General features: G+C 70.0%; 14 protein-coding genes. 5 read left to right on the forward strand and 9 right to left on the reverse strand.

Annotated elements, in window-relative coordinates; translation table 11 throughout:
- Positions 1 to 144 precede the first annotated feature (144 nt).
- Together WME76_RS22020 and WME76_RS22025 are read right to left on the reverse strand one after the other, a co-directional pair.
- Complete coding sequence (locus WME76_RS22020; RefSeq protein ID WP_437962043.1) at positions 145 to 918, reverse strand: hypothetical protein; 774 nt, start codon at positions 916 to 918, stop codon at positions 145 to 147.
- A gap of 807 nt (positions 919 to 1,725) precedes the next feature.
- Positions 1,726 to 2,196 carry a glucuronyl esterase domain-containing protein gene (locus WME76_RS22025; protein ID WP_437962044.1) on the reverse strand — a complete coding sequence of 157 codons (471 nt, stop codon included), beginning with the start codon at positions 2,194 to 2,196 and terminating at the stop codon, positions 1,726 to 1,728.
- 443 nt (positions 2,197 to 2,639) lie between these two features.
- Between WME76_RS22025 and WME76_RS22030 the strand changes: the two genes are divergently transcribed.
- Both WME76_RS22030 and WME76_RS22035 read left to right on the forward strand, forming a co-directional pair.
- Positions 2,640 to 3,539 (forward strand): glycoside hydrolase family 11 protein, encoded by a 900-nt coding sequence (locus WME76_RS22030; RefSeq protein WP_437962045.1) that lies wholly within the window; start codon positions 2,640 to 2,642, stop codon positions 3,537 to 3,539.
- Positions 3,540 to 4,253: 714 nt separating this feature from the next.
- The gene (locus WME76_RS22035; protein ID WP_437962046.1) at positions 4,254 to 5,480 is read left to right on the forward strand and encodes a hypothetical protein; all 1,227 of its coding nucleotides are present in this window, start codon (positions 4,254 to 4,256) and stop codon (positions 5,478 to 5,480) included.
- A 543-nt stretch (positions 5,481 to 6,023) separates the two neighbouring features.
- Here WME76_RS22035 and WME76_RS22040 read toward each other — a convergent pair.
- Positions 6,024 to 7,199, reverse strand: a complete 1,176-nt coding sequence (locus WME76_RS22040; protein ID WP_437962047.1) for a glycoside hydrolase family 11 protein — start codon at positions 7,197 to 7,199, stop codon at positions 6,024 to 6,026.
- A 653-nt stretch (positions 7,200 to 7,852) separates the two neighbouring features.
- Entirely contained in the window at positions 7,853 to 8,023 is a 171-nt protein-coding gene (locus WME76_RS22045; RefSeq protein ID WP_437962048.1) for a hypothetical protein, read from the reverse strand.
- Between the two features lie 213 nt (positions 8,024 to 8,236).
- Here WME76_RS22045 and WME76_RS22050 point away from each other — a divergent pair, with 213 nt between their 5' ends.
- The 3 genes from WME76_RS22050 to WME76_RS22060 all read left to right on the forward strand — a co-directional run bounded on the left by WME76_RS22050 (position 8,237) and on the right by WME76_RS22060 (position 10,799).
- Positions 8,237 to 9,010, forward strand: a complete 774-nt coding sequence (locus tag WME76_RS22050) for a glutathione S-transferase family protein (RefSeq protein WP_437962049.1) — start codon at positions 8,237 to 8,239, stop codon at positions 9,008 to 9,010.
- A 208-nt stretch (positions 9,011 to 9,218) separates the two neighbouring features.
- Positions 9,219 to 9,785 (forward strand): hypothetical protein, encoded by a 567-nt coding sequence (locus WME76_RS22055; RefSeq protein ID WP_437962139.1) that lies wholly within the window; start codon positions 9,219 to 9,221, stop codon positions 9,783 to 9,785.
- Between the two features lie 132 nt (positions 9,786 to 9,917).
- The gene (locus WME76_RS22060; RefSeq protein WP_437962050.1) at positions 9,918 to 10,799 is read left to right on the forward strand and encodes an RNA repair domain-containing protein; all 882 of its coding nucleotides are present in this window, start codon (positions 9,918 to 9,920) and stop codon (positions 10,797 to 10,799) included.
- A 91-nt stretch (positions 10,800 to 10,890) separates the two neighbouring features.
- Here the strand turns inward: WME76_RS22060 and WME76_RS22065 are convergent, their stop codons facing one another.
- The 5 genes from WME76_RS22065 to WME76_RS22085 all read right to left on the reverse strand — a co-directional run bounded on the left by WME76_RS22065 (position 10,891) and on the right by WME76_RS22085 (position 15,899).
- On the reverse strand, positions 10,891 to 11,886 hold the full coding sequence (locus tag WME76_RS22065) for a hypothetical protein (protein WP_437962051.1): 996 nt from the start codon (positions 11,884 to 11,886) through the stop codon (positions 10,891 to 10,893).
- 26 nt (positions 11,887 to 11,912) lie between these two features.
- Positions 11,913 to 12,770, reverse strand: coding sequence for a hypothetical protein (locus WME76_RS22070; protein ID WP_437962052.1), 858 nt, complete (start codon positions 12,768 to 12,770; stop codon positions 11,913 to 11,915).
- A 4-nt stretch (positions 12,771 to 12,774) separates the two neighbouring features.
- Positions 12,775 to 13,128 carry a PAAR-like domain-containing protein gene (locus WME76_RS22075; protein ID WP_437962053.1) on the reverse strand — a complete coding sequence of 118 codons (354 nt, stop codon included), beginning with the start codon at positions 13,126 to 13,128 and terminating at the stop codon, positions 12,775 to 12,777.
- Positions 13,129 to 13,148: 20 nt separating this feature from the next.
- Positions 13,149 to 14,408, reverse strand: coding sequence for a DUF2169 family type VI secretion system accessory protein (locus tag WME76_RS22080; RefSeq protein ID WP_437962054.1), 1,260 nt, complete (start codon positions 14,406 to 14,408; stop codon positions 13,149 to 13,151).
- 93 nt (positions 14,409 to 14,501) lie between these two features.
- Entirely contained in the window at positions 14,502 to 15,899 is a 1,398-nt protein-coding gene (locus tag WME76_RS22085; protein WP_437962055.1) for an LLM class flavin-dependent oxidoreductase, read from the reverse strand.
- Positions 15,900 to 16,115: the final 216 nt, after the last annotated feature.

A 16,115-nucleotide genomic window follows, 5' to 3' on the forward strand; every position in this document is an offset into this window, starting at 1 on the left:
AACCTCGGAGGGGGCGCGCGCCATGGCCGCATCGAGCGCGCTCGGCGGGCAGATCGCGTCGCTCGCACACCCGCCTGTCCCACGTGAGCTCGAGGGTGCTGCTGGGCGCGAGGGTGCTGAGCTCCTCCGTGTAGCCATCCGCCGTCAGAGCATACGACACCGTGGATTCACGGAGCGCACGAGCTGGTCGGCGTCGCCGTTGATCTGAAGGACGGCGGAGCCCACGGGGCACTTGACCGTATACGCCGTGCTATGGGCGTTGCCGAAGCCAGGGACGGTATTGGTGGTGCCATCACTCATCTTCCACGCTTCGATCGTCTGGCACAGCAGCTCGATCCGGTACACCAGGGAGTCGACCCAGATGTTGATCCCGACCAGGACCTGGCTCGCAGGGCAGATCACGCTGCCTGGCGAGCCGCCGTTGCCGCCGGCGGTCACCGTCTGGAAGGCGGTGCCCAGGGTGCCGTCGCCGGCGAGCGGCGCGCAGATCAGGCCAATGCTGTCGATCGAGCCGCCGCTCCGGCCGTGGACGCCGACGGCCACGTTGCCGCCCCCACAGGAGACCTCGTAAGAGATATCGCCGGCCGCGCCGCCGGCGCCGCCCATGCCCCCAGCGCCGCCCGTACCGCCGGCGCCCCCCGTGCCCCCAGCGCCGCCCGTGCCGGCAGCACCGCCCGTACCGTCAGCGCCTCCCGTGCCGCCAGCACCGCCCGTGCCGCCGCTCCCCGCGTCGCCGCCGGCGGTACCACCGCTGCTGCCCGCTGCGCCGCCGCCCGTCGTGCCGGCGGTGCCGGAGAAGTCGAGCTCGTCGACCCCGGAGATCGCGTTGCATGCCGCGCTCCCGCACACGAGGGCGAGCGCCGCGGCCATCACCGTGGCGAGAGTCTCTGTCGTCCGGACTGCTGCGTGCTCTCTCATCAGAAGCTTCCGTGGCAGATGATCTGGCCGGGCCCAAAGCTCGCCTGGAGGGCTGGCGCGGCCCATTTCCAGGTGCCGCAGCGCTGCGGCGGCGCCCCCGCAAGAGGCCGAGCGTCGGAAGCGCGGGGTGGATTCAATCATGGTGGGTCGGCTCGGCGGCATGAGGTCTCCGCTTCGGGGATCGAGGTCTCGGTGCGGTCGGTGGTTGACCATACCTGTGAGGGTGGCCGGAAGGAACCTGATCCGAGAACCCGCGCTGCCCGCGCCGCGCTGGCCGAGGTCAGACCCTGGCCCTCGGGCACATGGCGCGTCGGCGACGTCGCGCGCCACGCGCTTGACAACCCCGCGACGCGCGTTCATACCTGACGCCGCGGGCCGACAGTGCTCGGTTTTCGTAACTAGAACGGTCCTAAGGTATCGATCCTCGGGCGACCGAGGTGAGAGAGCGGTCGCTCCTCTCCCCGAGAGAAGCGCTGCGTTCCCGCTGCCGTCTCTTCGAGCTTCGGTTCGGAGAGCGGTGAGAGAGGCTACCGAGCACGCCACCTTGTCCGCGCTCTGTTTCATCACCGCGCGCAGCGCGCGTCCAGGCCCGGAGGCGCCTGCGCAGCGGGGCGGAGCCTCTGCAGGCGCGCGAGCACGGTGCCACCGCCGCCAGGCGACGGCGGAGCTCCTCCGACATGCGCGATTGCGCGGCCACGGTCGGCAGGTTCGGGAACCAGCAGGGTCGGCATCGCCGACGCCACGTTCCCCGCAGGGTGCCGTTTCCCCCGTGAATGACCAGCCGCGATAGGCGGCGGACGACGGCCATCACTCCAACGTGAGAGTGTCCCAGTCGATCCATTCCGCCAGATCGGCCGTGGCGACCGGCTGCGGATCCATTCTTCCATCCGGGTCAGCCGTCCGAGTCAGGTGGGCCCGAATGGCCCTTCTGAGCGGCTCCGCCTGCTCCGGATAGAAACCGCGATGATTGTGCGGGTCCGAGGGCCTGCCGTGGTGATAATCGACATTCTCCTCCGCGCCGGGCGCCTTGTACACCTCTCCACCAGCCGCGGTAGCCGCGTGTTGGGCGACCGACCCCAGCTCGCCGATACGCGAATTGTCCAGGACGAGCAACCCGCGCGGCGCGTACAGGGCGACCAGCGAGTGCGTGTCTGCCGGGACGACATTCACCTTATCTCGATAGCTACCCAGAACGGTCCCGAACCATCTGCCACCGGTGGCATCGCTGCCACCACTCCCCGTCTGCCCACCCGCGGCGGGGCTCCCCCTCGCCGCCACTGCCCCCCGGAGTCTCGCCCGCGCCGCCGCCGCCTCCGCCCGCTCGGTCGCCTTGCGGTGCCGGAGCGCCTCCAGCCAAGCCGACGCCGAGCTCAGTGGTGCCGCGGTCGGGCTCGTCTGCCACGGAGGCAAGTCCGAGCCGCCCGCCCCGGCGTGCAGCGCCGCCGCCTCGTCGAAGCGCCCCTCGATCTTGTGTTGGCAGCCTTTCGCAGGCTCACCGTACCGGCGGCGGTTGCGCGAACGCGTCTGCGGTCTGGCCGGAGCGAGCCTGAGGGCTGGCCCTGGATCGGCACCAGGAAAACCCCAGGGCCGCTTTGCCTATCGAAAGTCTTTGCCAGCCGTGATCACTATGGCGACATCCGGGAATAAAAACGGATAGCCAAGGAGGAGATGTGCGTTCAGCTTCACTTCAAACTTTCGCTCTCATCGTAGGATTCGTTGCCGTGGGCTGCTCGGGGTCGGATGATTCATCCGGGGAAGCCGGGTCGGGTGGCGGCTCGGCTGGGCCGGGCGGCACGACCACGAGCGGCGTGACAACGGGTGGCAGCACCGGCACTGCCGGGGGCGCGAGCGGGTCGACCGGCGTGACAACGGGCAGCACGAGCTCGGGCGGACCGGCGACGACCGGGACCGGGGGCTCGGACGCGACCGTGGGCTCGGGAGGAACCGGAGGCTCGGAGGGACCCGCGACCTCGACCTCGACCACGACCACGACCACGACCTCGGCCTCGACCGGCGGCACGCCGACCCGGTGCACGGAGCCCGACAAGGAGGTGTGCAGCGATGACATTGGCACGCACTGCGGCCTCACCTACGAGTACTGGAAGGACCGAGGGGAGGGATGCCTGACCAACACGGCTGACGGCTTCAGGGTGAACTGGAACAACATCAACAACCTGCTGGGCCGCAAAGGCGTGAGGCCGGGCGGGAAGGACCATGTCGTCACCTACGAGGCCGACTACCGCCCGAACGGCAATTCGTACCTGGGTGTCTACGGGTGGACAAGGAGCCCGCTCATCGAGTACTACATCATCGATAGCTGGGGCAACTGGCGTCCGCCGGGTGGAGAGGGCTTCGTGGGCACCGTCGACAGCGATGGAGGCACCTACGATATCTACAAGACCCAGCGCGTCAACCAGCCGTCCATCGATGGCACCGCGACCTTCTATCAGTTCTGGAGCGTCCGCAAGGAGAAGCGCACGAGCGGAACCATCACGGTCGCCAACCACTTCGACGCCTGGGGGCGCCAGGGGCTGACCCTCGGGACCTTCTATGAGGTCTCGCTGGTCGTGGAAGGATACCAGAGCAGCGGTAGCGCTGACGTGAAGGTCTCGATCGAGTGAGCGCTGGGCCTTGAGCATCGATCGGTCCAGCGACTAGAAGACAAGACGTAAGCGTTCGCGGGCTGGGAGGGGCTCTGAATCGCCGGCGCCCAGGGGTCACGAGCGGCGCCTTCCCGCAAGCTCAGGTGGCAGGTCACGGTGTCCGTCGGCGTGCAGCGAGCAGCCGCACGACCGGCGGCACCGGCGACCTGATGATCGTGGAGTGGACGAGTCTCCTCTCCCCTCGGCTCATCCAAAGTCGGCGACGATCTTCTCGCAACAATTATTGACCCGCTTATCTGCTCGGAAGCCACGTGTCATGCAACGCGACCAGCCGTTGGCCGACGCCCCATCCGGGCCTCGTCCAACGGGTGCGCGGGAGCACGCGCCCGGCATCCAGCGGTCACCAGGAGCACCATGCGAACCAACGATCAGGCAGGCCTGTCCATCATGTCATTCGGCAAGATCTCTCAACGCACGTTCGGTTTCCTCTCGTGCGCCACGGCCCTCCTGCTGGGAGCCTGCAGCAGCGGCGATCCTGACGCCGGGGGCACCGGCGGAGCTCCGGACATGGGCACCCCGGGATCAGGGGGAGCCGGCCCCACCGCCTCCGTCACCAGCGGCGGCGCCCCGTCCACCTCCGCCGCGACCACGGCCTCCTCGTCCACCGGAAATGCCGCAGGTGGCACCGGCAGCTCGAGCGGAACGGGCGACGTACACCCGAAAGATCATTGCGTGGACGGCTTCGATCCTCACCCCAGCGACGCGATGATGAAGGACGGTCCGGCGGAGTTCGCCAAGAACGGCCAGATCGATCTCACCGTGCAGCCGGAGGTCATCGCCTGGATGGAGCAGAACGAATGGCAAGCCGCCCACTTCGAGTGGCACAGCATCCGGCGCTGCGGTGCCGGCGGGTTCGGCGGGATGAGCAGGGTCAACATCTGCAACTCGTCCGTCCCGGTCCCGTCGGACCAGGAGTGTAAGACCACGGGCGATGGCTTCCAGTTCCTCGCCATGCACCGGCACATGATCCAGTCGCTGAAGCAGCTCTGGCCGAACCACGCCGAGCAGTTCGAGGGTTTCACGAAGTTCCCCACGACGGCGGAGGAGCTGCCCCAGCAGTGGAGAGCGGACTTCAGGCCCTGGAGCGCAACGACGCTCGCCAACGCCAAGATCGCCGACGAGATCGACAAGCCGGAGAACCTGAGCCGCTTCCCGGACGAAGGCGCGCTCGGCATGTGGCTCCAGTGCTTCGCCGGCCAGGCCATCCCCGGTTCATCGTTGACGGCCAGCGGCCTGCACGGGGATCTCCATTTCAAATGGGTGCGCTCCAACAACACCGACCACGGCCTCGGCAACCAGTTCACGAACATCGACAACTACATGTTCTGGAAGCTGCACGGCTGGATCGACAACGTCTGGGAGAAGTACCGCGTCGCCAAGGGCTTGTCGCCCACCGACCAGGAGCTGAAGGACGCCGTGGCGGCCCAGTGCTACGAGATGGACGCGATCGCTCGGGTCATCAATCCTGAGTTGACTCCGGATCCGGTAGATCCGCTACCCACCGAGTCCGGCGTGTTCCACACCACGGTCCGTCCGATCTTCGAGAGCGCGGTCCACAAGTGCAGCGGTTGCCACGCTGCGCCGTCGACCGGCCCGCAGGCAGGTCTGTCGCTGGGCGGCGAGATCAGCTCGGCGGACATCGTCGCGGGCCTCGTCAACAAGCCGGCCAGGGGCGGTGGGCAGTTCAAGCTCGTGGTGCCGGGAGATCCGGAGCAGAGCTGGCTCTACCGCAAGGCCGCAGGCACGGCTGCGGCCGCAGGATGCAGGCCCTCCGCCAGCGCCAGCTGCAACACGGGCGTCATGCCGCAGTCCGCGGACGGCAAGCCGACCCTGACGAACGCTGAGCTCGCGGCCCTCCGCCAGTGGATCCAGGACGGCGCGCCCGCGCCGACGCCGTAGACCCGCCCTTATCCGCCTTGCCCACGGCCCGCTCGCCCTGCTCGTGAGCGGCCCGTGGGGGGCGGCTCTCGCCACTCAGCTCCAGCACGCCGCCATGCGCTCGACGACCTCGGCCGTCGTGTCGCGGGATCTCTGGATCGCGATGCGATTCACGGGTTCGCGCGACCAGCTCTGCAGCGCGGCGCCCGCTTGCTCGAGCGTCCATGGGAGGTTCGTCTGCAGTGACGTGGGTGTTCGATCCGTCCCATCCATGGCCCGGAGCCGGGCAGGATGCTGGCACGGATCGAGTGAGGCGTTGCGCTGAACCGGCGGGAGCTCGGTCGCTGGACAATCCCGGCGCGTCCGCTCCCAGGACCCTCCGGGTCGAGGGGATGGGCGCCGTGATCAGGCTCGTGTGTTGGGGAAGCTCGGCCGACGTGGACGATCTGCGTCAGGAGGCGCTCCTGATCGTGATCGCCAGGATCGGCGGGGGGAAAGGGGGAAGGAGGCCGTCCGTCGGTGGGCAGGATCCCCTGCCCACCGACGAGGCTCAAGACCCAGTACTCACCTGATGGAGACGTTCACATCAGCAGACCCGCTGCTCTGGTACCCTTCCACGACCATCGAGACCTCGTACAGGCTCCCCATGTTCATGCCGGCGCGCGCCCACGCGTCGAAGTGGTTGCCGACAGTGATGGTTCCGCTCGTGCGCTTCGACGTACGGACGCTCCAGTACTGATAGAACGTCGTGTTGCCTTCGATGGAAGGCTGGTTGACGCGCTGGGTCCGGTAGATGTCGTAGGTGCCTCCATCGCTGGTGACGGAGCCCATACGGCCCTCACCGCCCGGCGGCCGCCAGTTGCCCCAGCTGTCGATGATGTAGTACTCCACGAGCGGGCCCTTCGTCCACCCGTAGACACCCAGGTACGAATTGCCGTTCGGCCGGTAGTCGGCATCGTAGGTCACGATCGAGTTCTTCGACCCGGGCCTCACGCCCTTGCGACCCAGCAGGTTGTTGATGTTGTTCCACTCGACGTTGAAGCCGTCGGCCGTGTTGGTCTGGCAGCCGGTCCCGGAGTCCTTCCAGTACTCGAAGGTGAGGCCGCAGTGGGTGCCCGTCTGATTGGCGCAGACCCTCTGATCCGCGGCCGTGCACGTGCTGCCGCCGCCGCCGGCCCCGCCGCCGCCGCCAGCCCCGCCGCCGCCGCCCGCGCCGCCGCCCGTCCCCGAGCTGCTGCTCGACGACACGCTCGAGCTGCTGCTCGACGACACGCTCGAGCTGCTGCTCGACGAGGAAGACGAGCCCGAGCCGCCGGTGCCGCTGACCGACGCGATCGAAGGCCGCCCGGAGCCGCTGCCGCAGAACCCCCACTCCGCCGTCTGGCCCGCAGCCAGCGTTCCGTTGTGGGCCACGTTTCTGGCAGTGAACTGTCCGCTCCCCGGCGTGACGTTCACGTTCCACGGCGTGCTGTTGGTCGAGCCGTTGAGCGCCACGGTCACGCTCCAGCCGGTGACGGCCCTGAGGCCCTTGACCTTCACGCTCGCGCAGTAGCCGCTCCCCCAATCCGACTGAATCGCGAGCACCGCATCCACCGAGCCGTCCGCGCTAGCCACGGCGGAGCCGAGATCACCGGATTCCTCATCCTCGATGGGCGCATCCTCGACGGGCATGACGTTGCACGCGAGCACGCCGAACGCGACCGAAGCTGACATGTAGCCAAGCAGGCGAGTGAAGCTCATTAAGATTCTCCATGACAGGGTCGATCGAATCGCAGGCTGATTCACGAGGCATATCTGAAAAAAAGCGCGACGCCTGCGAGCTCCATCGACCCATAGGTTAGAGTTCAAGATTTCCGTCAACCGTGCTCTTGTTCACGGCTGCATCCGCGCGCGCTTGCCGACCAACTGCCTGGCGTACACCATGATCGTCGAAGACGATCATCTCACACGCGGACACCCCGTACGACGGGGGCCTACATCAGAGAAAGTAAACGCAACCTGGACGCGCAGCCGCAAGAAGCAAGTTATCAGGAAGGTGCCTCCCACAGAGTCGGTCGTTGTGCGTCCGTCGATCGACTCCGGCGACCGGCCGAAGATGCTCCGGACCGCCGAGGGGGATAGAGTATTCATACAAATACCAGATGAAAGTCAAGACTCTTTTCTAACTCTGCGTGGTTTTGCCGTGCAGTCACGTTGCGCGCGTTGGCTCGGACATGGAACCGTGTGAGTTTCGTTCACTCTCCTGGAAAAGCGACGATGTCTCGATAATCCGTCCGGGCATCGACAGGGCGCTCTTCAGGCCACCCCCGCGAGCGCTCGCCCCGTTCGACTCGGCGTCGCGCCCCGGTGCTGGCCCGCCTTCCGCGCACCGCCCGGCCGTTTGGCGATCGAGGTCATCCGGTCTTGCGGTGAAAGTCCATGAAGAACCGCACCAGACCGTCGGGTTCGACCTGATGCAACGCCGCTGATGCGACGCTTCCAGGGCGCTCCGGATCGAGCGGCATCTCTCGACCGCCGAGCCCGTCGATGCGATGGCGGAGTCGCCTGGAGACAATGTGGTTCACGCCCCACACACCGGGGTTGATGGCGTCGCTCTTCGCAGGCGCTCGGGATCGATCCCTTGACGAACTCTGCCTTTCGCTTCACGCGAACGGCCCGTCGGGCGCCGGGTGGGTGCGCTGGTGGGAGGACGCGCGGCGGGGCTCGCGGCCGCGATCGGCGTGGAATCGGCCGGTGTGGCTTGAAAGGCGAGGCCGCCTGGGGGCAGCATCGGACGCATGGTTCCCATCGAGTTCGTCGACGTCGCGACCGCGAAGGCGGCCCGCGGCGTCCGCATGGTCGCGTCGGGGGTGGTTCCGAGCCCGTGGTCGGAGGCCGCGAAGGGGATGTTCCGGCTTCAGGGCGTGCCGGTGCGTGTGGTGCGGTTCTCGCGGGACGACGCGGAGCTCGCGGCGTGGACGCGCGCCGACAACGTGCCCGTCGTCTTCCACGACGACGAGCCCCCGCGCGCCCACTGGGCCGCGATCACGACCCTCGCCGCCCGCCTTGGCCCGCCGGGCGCCCTGCTGCCCGACGACCTCGATCACCGCGTCCGCACCGTCGGCCTGCTCCACGAGATCGCGGGCGAGGAGGGCCTCGGCTGGAACGCGCGCGTCTTCATGGTGCACGCCTCGATGACCAGCGGGGGCGAGCGCGGCTTTCCGCTGCCCGTCGCGCGCTACCTCGCGGCGCGCTACGGCTACTCCCCCGCGATCGACCTCGACCGCGTGCGCGCCCGCGTCGTGACCACGCTCTCCACCCTGGCCGCCCGCCTCGACGGAGGCCGCGACTACCTCGACGGCGACCGTCCGAACGCGCTCGACGTCTACGCCGCCACCTTCCTGACCCCGCTCTGCCCGATCCCGGAGAGCGACTGCCCCCGCCTCCAGCCTTTGCTCCGCCAGGCCTTCGGGACCGCGCGCGAGGCGATCGGCGACGCGGTGCCGCGCGCGCTCCTCGAGCACCGGAGCCGGATGTACGAGCGCCACCTCGGCTGGCCGATCGAGATCTGATGGCGAGCGCCAGCGTCGAAGATCGCGCTTGAACGGCCCCGGGGGCCGCGATCCAGCGGCCAGCGCTGCCGCTCGTGCTCCCGCTGCCGCGCCGCCATCCTGCACGAGAACTCCACGCGCGGCGCCACCAAGCTCCACGAGCGGCTCATGCCGGTCACCCGTCGTGTGAGCTAGGTTGAAGGCCTCACCCATGCACGGAGGCAAGGCCATGGCGGGAACGACGGACAACGGTGGCGGACGGCGCGGAAGCCCTCGGCGGATGGCGGTCTGGGGCGCTGCAGCGCTCGTCCTGCTGCTGCCCCTGGTCGCGATGCAGCTCACCGAAGAGGTGGCCTGGGACCTGGCGGATTTCGCCATCTTCGGCGCGATGCTGGTCGGCGCTTGCGGCACTTACGAGCTGGCGGCGAGGGCGACGGGCAACAAGGCGTACAGGGCCGCCGTCGGCGTTGCGCTCGCGACAGCGTTCCTCCTCGTCTGGATGAACCTCGCCGTCGGCATCATCGGGAGTGAGGAGAACCCCGTCAACTTGATGTTTGGCGGAGTGCTCGCCGTCGGGATCATCGGGGCCTTCATCGCGCGCTTCCAGCCGCAAGGGATGGAACGCGCGCTGGTCGTGACGGCGCTCGCTCAGGCGCTCGTCGCCGCGATCGCCCTGATCGCCGGATCGGGCAACGCCTTGATACTGACAGGGTTCTTCGTCGCGCTGTGGATCACGTCGGCCCGACTCTTCCGGCAAGCGGCGCGGGAGCAAACCCACGCGGGCGCAGCGCCGTAGGTTGACCCGCGCCGTCGGCGCTCGCCGGCGCACGGCTCACCCCGGCTGCCACCCGTCAGAACACGGACCCGGAGCCCTGCCGCGATGACGTGACCTCCTGTCGCGGTCGCCCCTGGCTGCTACCTTCATGGCATGGCTCGGCAACCGACCTCGGGGCACGAAGGCGAGGCGCCGCAGAAGCTCCGGACCAGCCGGCAGGTGTACGACCAGATCCGCTGGGACCCGCGGCTCGACCCGGCCGCGTTCGTCATCGGCTACGAGACCCGGGAGTCGGGAGCCGAGGAGATCGGCCTCCCGCGCTTCGACCCGGAGGGCGACATCCCCTGGCATCGAATCCGGTATATCCGTCAGGGCACAACCACCGTCTGGGACCGCCGCTCCCGCGTGGACCTGCTCGAAGGCAAGCGCAGCGCGCCCGCGCCGTCGGCGCAATGCGGGCTCGACGCCCGGCCCGTTCACCGCAGCGCCCTCGCGCTGATCCCGCCCCGGGAAGCGTGGGCGCCGATCGAGGCCATTCGCCAGGCGCACGACAGGCACGTGGAGCGGTGGATGCCGCACATCAACCTGCTCTACGGGTTCTTGCCGGAGGCCGCCTTCGCCGAGGCGAGGGGCGCCATCGCAGCGGCGCTGCGCGACGTCGCGCCGTTCGAGGTGACCCTCGACGACGTGCGGCGCTTCCAGCACCGCGCCGGCGCCACGGTGTGGCTCCACCCGCGCTCCGAGCCGCCCGGCGCGCTGGAGGCGCTGCAGGCCAGGCTGGAGGCCCTGTTCCCCCGGTGCAGCGAGCAGAGCACCGTCTCCGCCGGCGGCTTCACCCCCCACCTGTCCATCGCGCAGCTCCGCGGCGAGGACGGCGAGGACGGCGAGGCGCTCGTGGCCGAGTGGCGGCGCATGCTGCCGATCACCTTCCAGGCCCGCGCGATCCACCTCCTCAGCCGCCGTGGCGACGAGGCGTTCGCGATCCGCCACGCCGTCCCGCTCGGCGAGCCGTCCCCCGAAGGAGGCGATCGGTGAGGCCGCCGCCCGTCGGGAGTCCCATCCTGGGCGCCGACCTGTGCTCCCGGCGGCGTGGTGAACGAGACGACCTGGGCTTCGTGCGGCCCCGTCAGCCCGCGCTCTTCGGCGCCTCCGGGGCCTGGACGCGGGTCCACGTCTCGCCGTCGAAGCGCGCGATGTCGGTGGGGCCGACGCACCAGAGGACGCCGCCGGCCTGTTCGATCGTGTGAATGTAGCGCAGCTCCTGCTCGAGGCCGGTGCGCACCCGGGCGGCGCGCCGGCGCTCGAGGTCATAGCGGAAGAGGCCGAAGTTCGACCCGAGATAGAGGGTCTCCTGGTACATGGCGACGGCGTGGAAGAGGTGCGGGCTCCGCTCCTTCGACACGCTCCGGAAGCCGTCGCGGTGATTGCCGACGAGCAGCGCTCCCTCGTGCCCACACACCCAGACGCGCTGCGCGCTCTCGACGTGAACCGCATTGAGCCCGCCGATCGGCGGCACCTCGAGGCGGCGCCACCGCGGGCCGCCCAGGTGATACAGGCTCCCTTCGAGCCCGAGCGGGCCGAGCTGCTGGGCAGCCAGGTAGATGTCGTCCTCCGCCGGCCCCTGGAGGTCGATGGGCCGCACGAGGTCCTCGAAGTCCACACCGGGGGCCTGGAGGAGGCCCGCATCCGCGTGCGCCCAGCGGCCGGGACCGAGCCTCCGGTACACCTGCCCCGCGCTCCCGCAGGCGAACAGGCGGTCGCCGACGCGGCGCAGGGCGGTGAGGAAGCCGTATCCCTTCGACGTGGGCCGGTAGAGCCCAGCCTCCGGGATCTGCTCGATCACCACGCCCCGCGCAGACCAGAGCTCGACCTCTCCGTCCAGGGAGAGCGCGAGCAGCGGGCGCTCTTCCCCGGGCGCCGCGTGCTTCTCCAGCCCGACCGTGAAGAAGCCGGCGTCGTGCGCCGTCCACGGCGGGGCGCCGCCCTCGTCGTACAGGAAGAGCCTTGTATGCGGGGTATAATCCCCCGGCGTGGCGAAGGTCGCCGAGAGATAGAGGCTGGAGGCGCCCAGGGCGAGCGCGCCCGTGATCGTCATCGGGGCGTCGCCGGGCTCGTCCGGCATGGCTCGGGGATCCGCGCCGCTCGGGTTCATCGGATCTTGACTCGCTGGGTGGTGTCGATCCCCTGGAACGCCCTGCCCACCTCGCGGATGATCTGGGCAGTACACTCCGGCTTGTACGCGACGGTCACGCGGAGCGACGATCCGATCACCTCGGAGAGCGGGAGGGTGCCGTCGGTCGACTCGCCGGCGGCGACCTTGGTGTTGAGGATGTTGTTCAGGTCCGCGTGGATGGCGTTGTGCAGCGTGCCCTTGATGAAGGCGTTGCCGGGGATGCAGATGGCGGCGCCGTCGTCCTCGGAGATGATCCGGTACGCGGAGCCGTTGCGCGTGCCCGATCGCACGAACTCATCGGGGACGATATGGTGCGACTGGGAGCCCTCGCCCGGCAGCAGCTTGCAGATCCTCTTGAGATCGCCGTGCCGCCCCACGAGGCACGGGGGGCGCCTGACCTGGACGTTGCTGTCGAGCCGCGGGGTCGCGCGGACGTTGAGGCCCATGTCCAGGCCCAGGAAGGGCGTGCGCATCGGCCGCTGGTACGGATCGGTGAGCGCGTCCTCGGTGAGGGCCTGGGTCCGCGAGATGCCGACCAGGCCGATCGCGCCGGCGAGCAAGCCCCACACCCCCGCGCCGGCGGCCGCTCCGCCGGCCGCCGGGCCGAGGGCGGACAGGGCGCCCGGCGCTGCCCTCTTGGCGGCGTCCTCCGCCGCCTTCCTGGCGGCCTCCGCCGCGAGCTGCCGGGCGAGCTGCTCGTCGAGCAGCGCCACCTGCGTGGCCTCTCTCTGTGTCGTGTAGACGCGCCCGAGCGCGTTGGCGGGTGGGTTGCCGTCCCCGGGGGTCTCGCCGCGAACGGCGGCGTCGATCTGCGCGCTGGGAGGGAGGGCCACTGCGTCAGGCCTTCACGTTCATCCAGCAGCGATCGCCCCTGCGCACGACGCGCCGGCCGTCGGCGCGGACGTTCGTCGACGCCTCGTGCGCCCACACCTTGCCCTTGTTCACGCCCGACTTGACGCCGCCGCCGGTGCCGGGCTCGTCCCCCTGGACGGTGGGCGCCAGGCTGTGATCGTAGACGTAGCTGGGCTTGCCGTTGAGGTTCACGCTCTCGATGCACTTCATGCTGCCGTCGAAGCTGGCGTAAAGCATGTACGGGACCGGCACCATCGCGCCGCCCACCGGCGTCAAGCACACGTCCGGGGACAGGGTGACCGCGTAGAAGCTGCTGTCCTTTCGAGCTCCGATCGGCATGTTCTTCCTCCGCGCCTCGGCTAGGCCGCGCCCGTCTGTCTCATGTATCCGAGCGCGAGGAGGCTCGTGCCCTCGACCTCGAGCGACGCCGGGATGCGCGCGCGCCACACGAGCGACAGGCGCATCTGCTCGAGGTCGACGATGACCGTGTCGATGGGCACGGCGGCGAAGCTCACCGCGTCGTCCTTGCCGGTGAGCCGGACGACCACGGCGGCCTCGGGCACGTGAAAGCGGCAGGCCGTGCCCGCGGTCTCGGGCGCCACGCCCGGCGCGCTCCGCGGCAGCAGATTCCACAGCTCCGCGAGCTCGCCGCCAAACAGGTAGTCGCACTGCATGTCGGGGTGCGCGCCGTTCCAGTAGGCCATGTCGAAGTCGGGCGGCATGTACGGCCAGCGCTCGGCGAGCCAGCGATCATCGAAGGTGCCGGCCAGCTTCAACCGCGGCTGCCACGGCCTGGCGATGACGCCTACCCCGCGCGGCGACAGCTCCGGCACCTCGCCGGCGCGCACCTCGCCCGCCACCATCCGCGCGAAGATCTCCGCCGTGATCCCGGCGCCGGGCGCCTCGATCTGCGGGGCGGGCCAGCGCTTCACCTCGGCCGCGTCGGCGTACCAGCCCTCGAGGAAGCCGACGCCGAACGGGTTGTGCGCGCAGGTCGCGTGCGCCACCGGGGCAGCGCCCACCTCCGGGTGCGCCCGGCGCGCCTCCTCGCTCAGCCGGTGCGCGTCGCCGACCCGCTCCGCGGCGTCGTCGTCGGCGTACACCTTGAGCTGGCCGCCGAAGGCGTGCTCGTAGCGCAGCGGCAGGGCGTCGAAGGGCTCCGGATCCGTCAGCGCCCATCCGTCGTCCTTGCGCTCGAACGCCCGCGCCCCGCGGACGGCCAGGTGGTGATCCAGCAGCGTGCCGGCTCCCGCCAGGTTGGGTAACGCGGCCAGGCGCCGGACGCGGACGCGCACGTCCACGCGCGCCACGGCCTCGCCGGCCGGAGCGTGCGCCGAGCCGATCACGATGACGTCGCACCTCGGCTTGCTCTGCGCAAGATCGCTCTCGAACTTGACGCTGCTGCGGTTGATCTCGCCGTGATACACATCCGAGAACACGAGCTCGCCCTCGGCGATGGCGGCGACGTGGGTGATCCTCGCGCCGTCGCTCTCGCCCGCCTCCGGCGCGGCGCGCAGCTCGTAGCTGCCCCGGGCGACGACGACGTGCGACTCGTCGCCCCGGGAGTCGACGATGGCGTACTCCAGCGCAGGAAACGGAGTGCGGTTCTCGAGTTCCATCGCGGCCGCGGCAGGATACCCGGCGGCTTCGGAGCGGAGCAAGGCCGCTCGCCCGCTTTCCCCTCCGGCGGCGGCCCCGCCGCTGCGGTCTCTCTACCTTCCTGCGCTCAGCGCGCCAGCGGCCTGGCCGCCGGCCGCCCGGCGCAGCGCGAACCGGTTCTCGGGCCGGGGGAGCCCGTAGTGGTCCCGCAGCGTCGTGCCCTCGTATTCGGCGCGGAACAGGCCGCGCCGCCGCAGGATCGGCACCACGTGGTCGACGAACGCCTCCAGGCCGGAGGGCAGCAGCGGCGGCATCACGTTGAAGCCGTCCGCCGCCCCGTGCGTGAACCACTCCTCGATCGTGTCCGCCACCTGCTCCGGCGTGCCGGTGAACGTGCGGTGTCCGCGGCCGCCCCCGAGCCGCGCAAGGAGCTGCCGCACGGTGAGGTTCTCCCGCCGCGCGAGGTCGGTGACGAGGGCGAAGCGGCTCTGCATTCCCCGCACCGCCTTCACGTCGGCCACGGGGGGCAGCGGCCTGTCCAGGTCCGCTTCGGTCAGCTCGACGCCGATCAGCCCGGAGAGCTGCTTCAGGCCGTAGGCGGGCACCTGGAGCTCGGCCAGCTCGTCCTCGCGCCGCCGGGCCTCCTCCTCGGTGCCCCCAAGGACGGGCACGATCCCCGGCAGGATCTTCACGAGCGCCGGGTTCCGGCCGAACGCGGCGGCCCGCCGCTTGAGGTCCGCGTAGAACGCCTGCCCCTCGGCCAGCGTCTGCTGCGCGGTGAACACCGCCTCGGCGTACTGGGCGGCGAACTCCCTGCCATCCTCCGAGGAGCCGGCCTGCACGAGGAGCGGGTGGCCCTGCGGCGTGCGCGGCACGTTGAGCGGGCCGCGCACGCGGAAGAACCGGCCCTCGTGGTCGATGCGGTGGATCCTGTCGCCGTCCGCGAAGCGCCCTGTCGCCTTGTCGCCGATCAGGAAGTCGTCTTCCCAGCTATCCCACAGCTTCAGGCACACATCGACGAACTCGGCCGCGCGCTCGTAGCGGTGCCGGTGCTCCGGCACCTCGTCCAGGCCGAAGTTCTGGGCCGCGTCGCTCCCCGCGGTGGTGACGATGTTCCACCCCGCCCGGCCCCCGCTGATGTGGTCTATCGTGGCGAAGCGGCGGGCCAGGTTGTACGGCTCGTTGTACGTGGTCGACGCCGTGGCCACGAGCCCGATCCGCTCGGTCACCGCGGCCAGCGCCGGCAGCAGCGCGGTCGGGTCGAGCCGCCCGACGGGCCGATAGCGGATGTCGCCCTGCAGCGCGGGTCCGTCGCCGAAGAAGATCGAGTCGAAGGTGCCTCGCTCGGCCACGCGGGCGAGGTGCCTGTAGTGCGCCACGTCCCACGTGCCGGTCAGGTTGCTCTCCGGGAACCGCCACGCCGACTCGTGGTGTCCTATCGTCATCAGGAACGCATTGAGGTGCAGCTTGCCGGGTCGGCGTGAGGCGGTCACGGGAGACTCCTTGTCCATCGAGCTCGCGGGTACGTGCGGGGTGGGCGCCGCGGCAGGCGCGACGCCATGAACGGCGGATTGCGAGCGCGGGGCGAGGAGCAACTCCCGTACCGCAGCCCGGTCCGGAGCGTGTGTGGAGGCTCGCCGGCGTTCGCGCGGCGGCTCTCAGGCGGTGCCGGGCCGAGGCGGGACAGGAGCGCTGCTGTCGCGCTGCTGCTCCAGCAGCACGCCGTG

The sequence above is a fragment of the Sorangium sp. So ce119 genome, assembly GCF_051524405.1.
Taxonomy (GTDB): Bacteria; Myxococcota_A; Polyangia; order Polyangiales; family Polyangiaceae; genus Sorangium; species Sorangium cellulosum_G.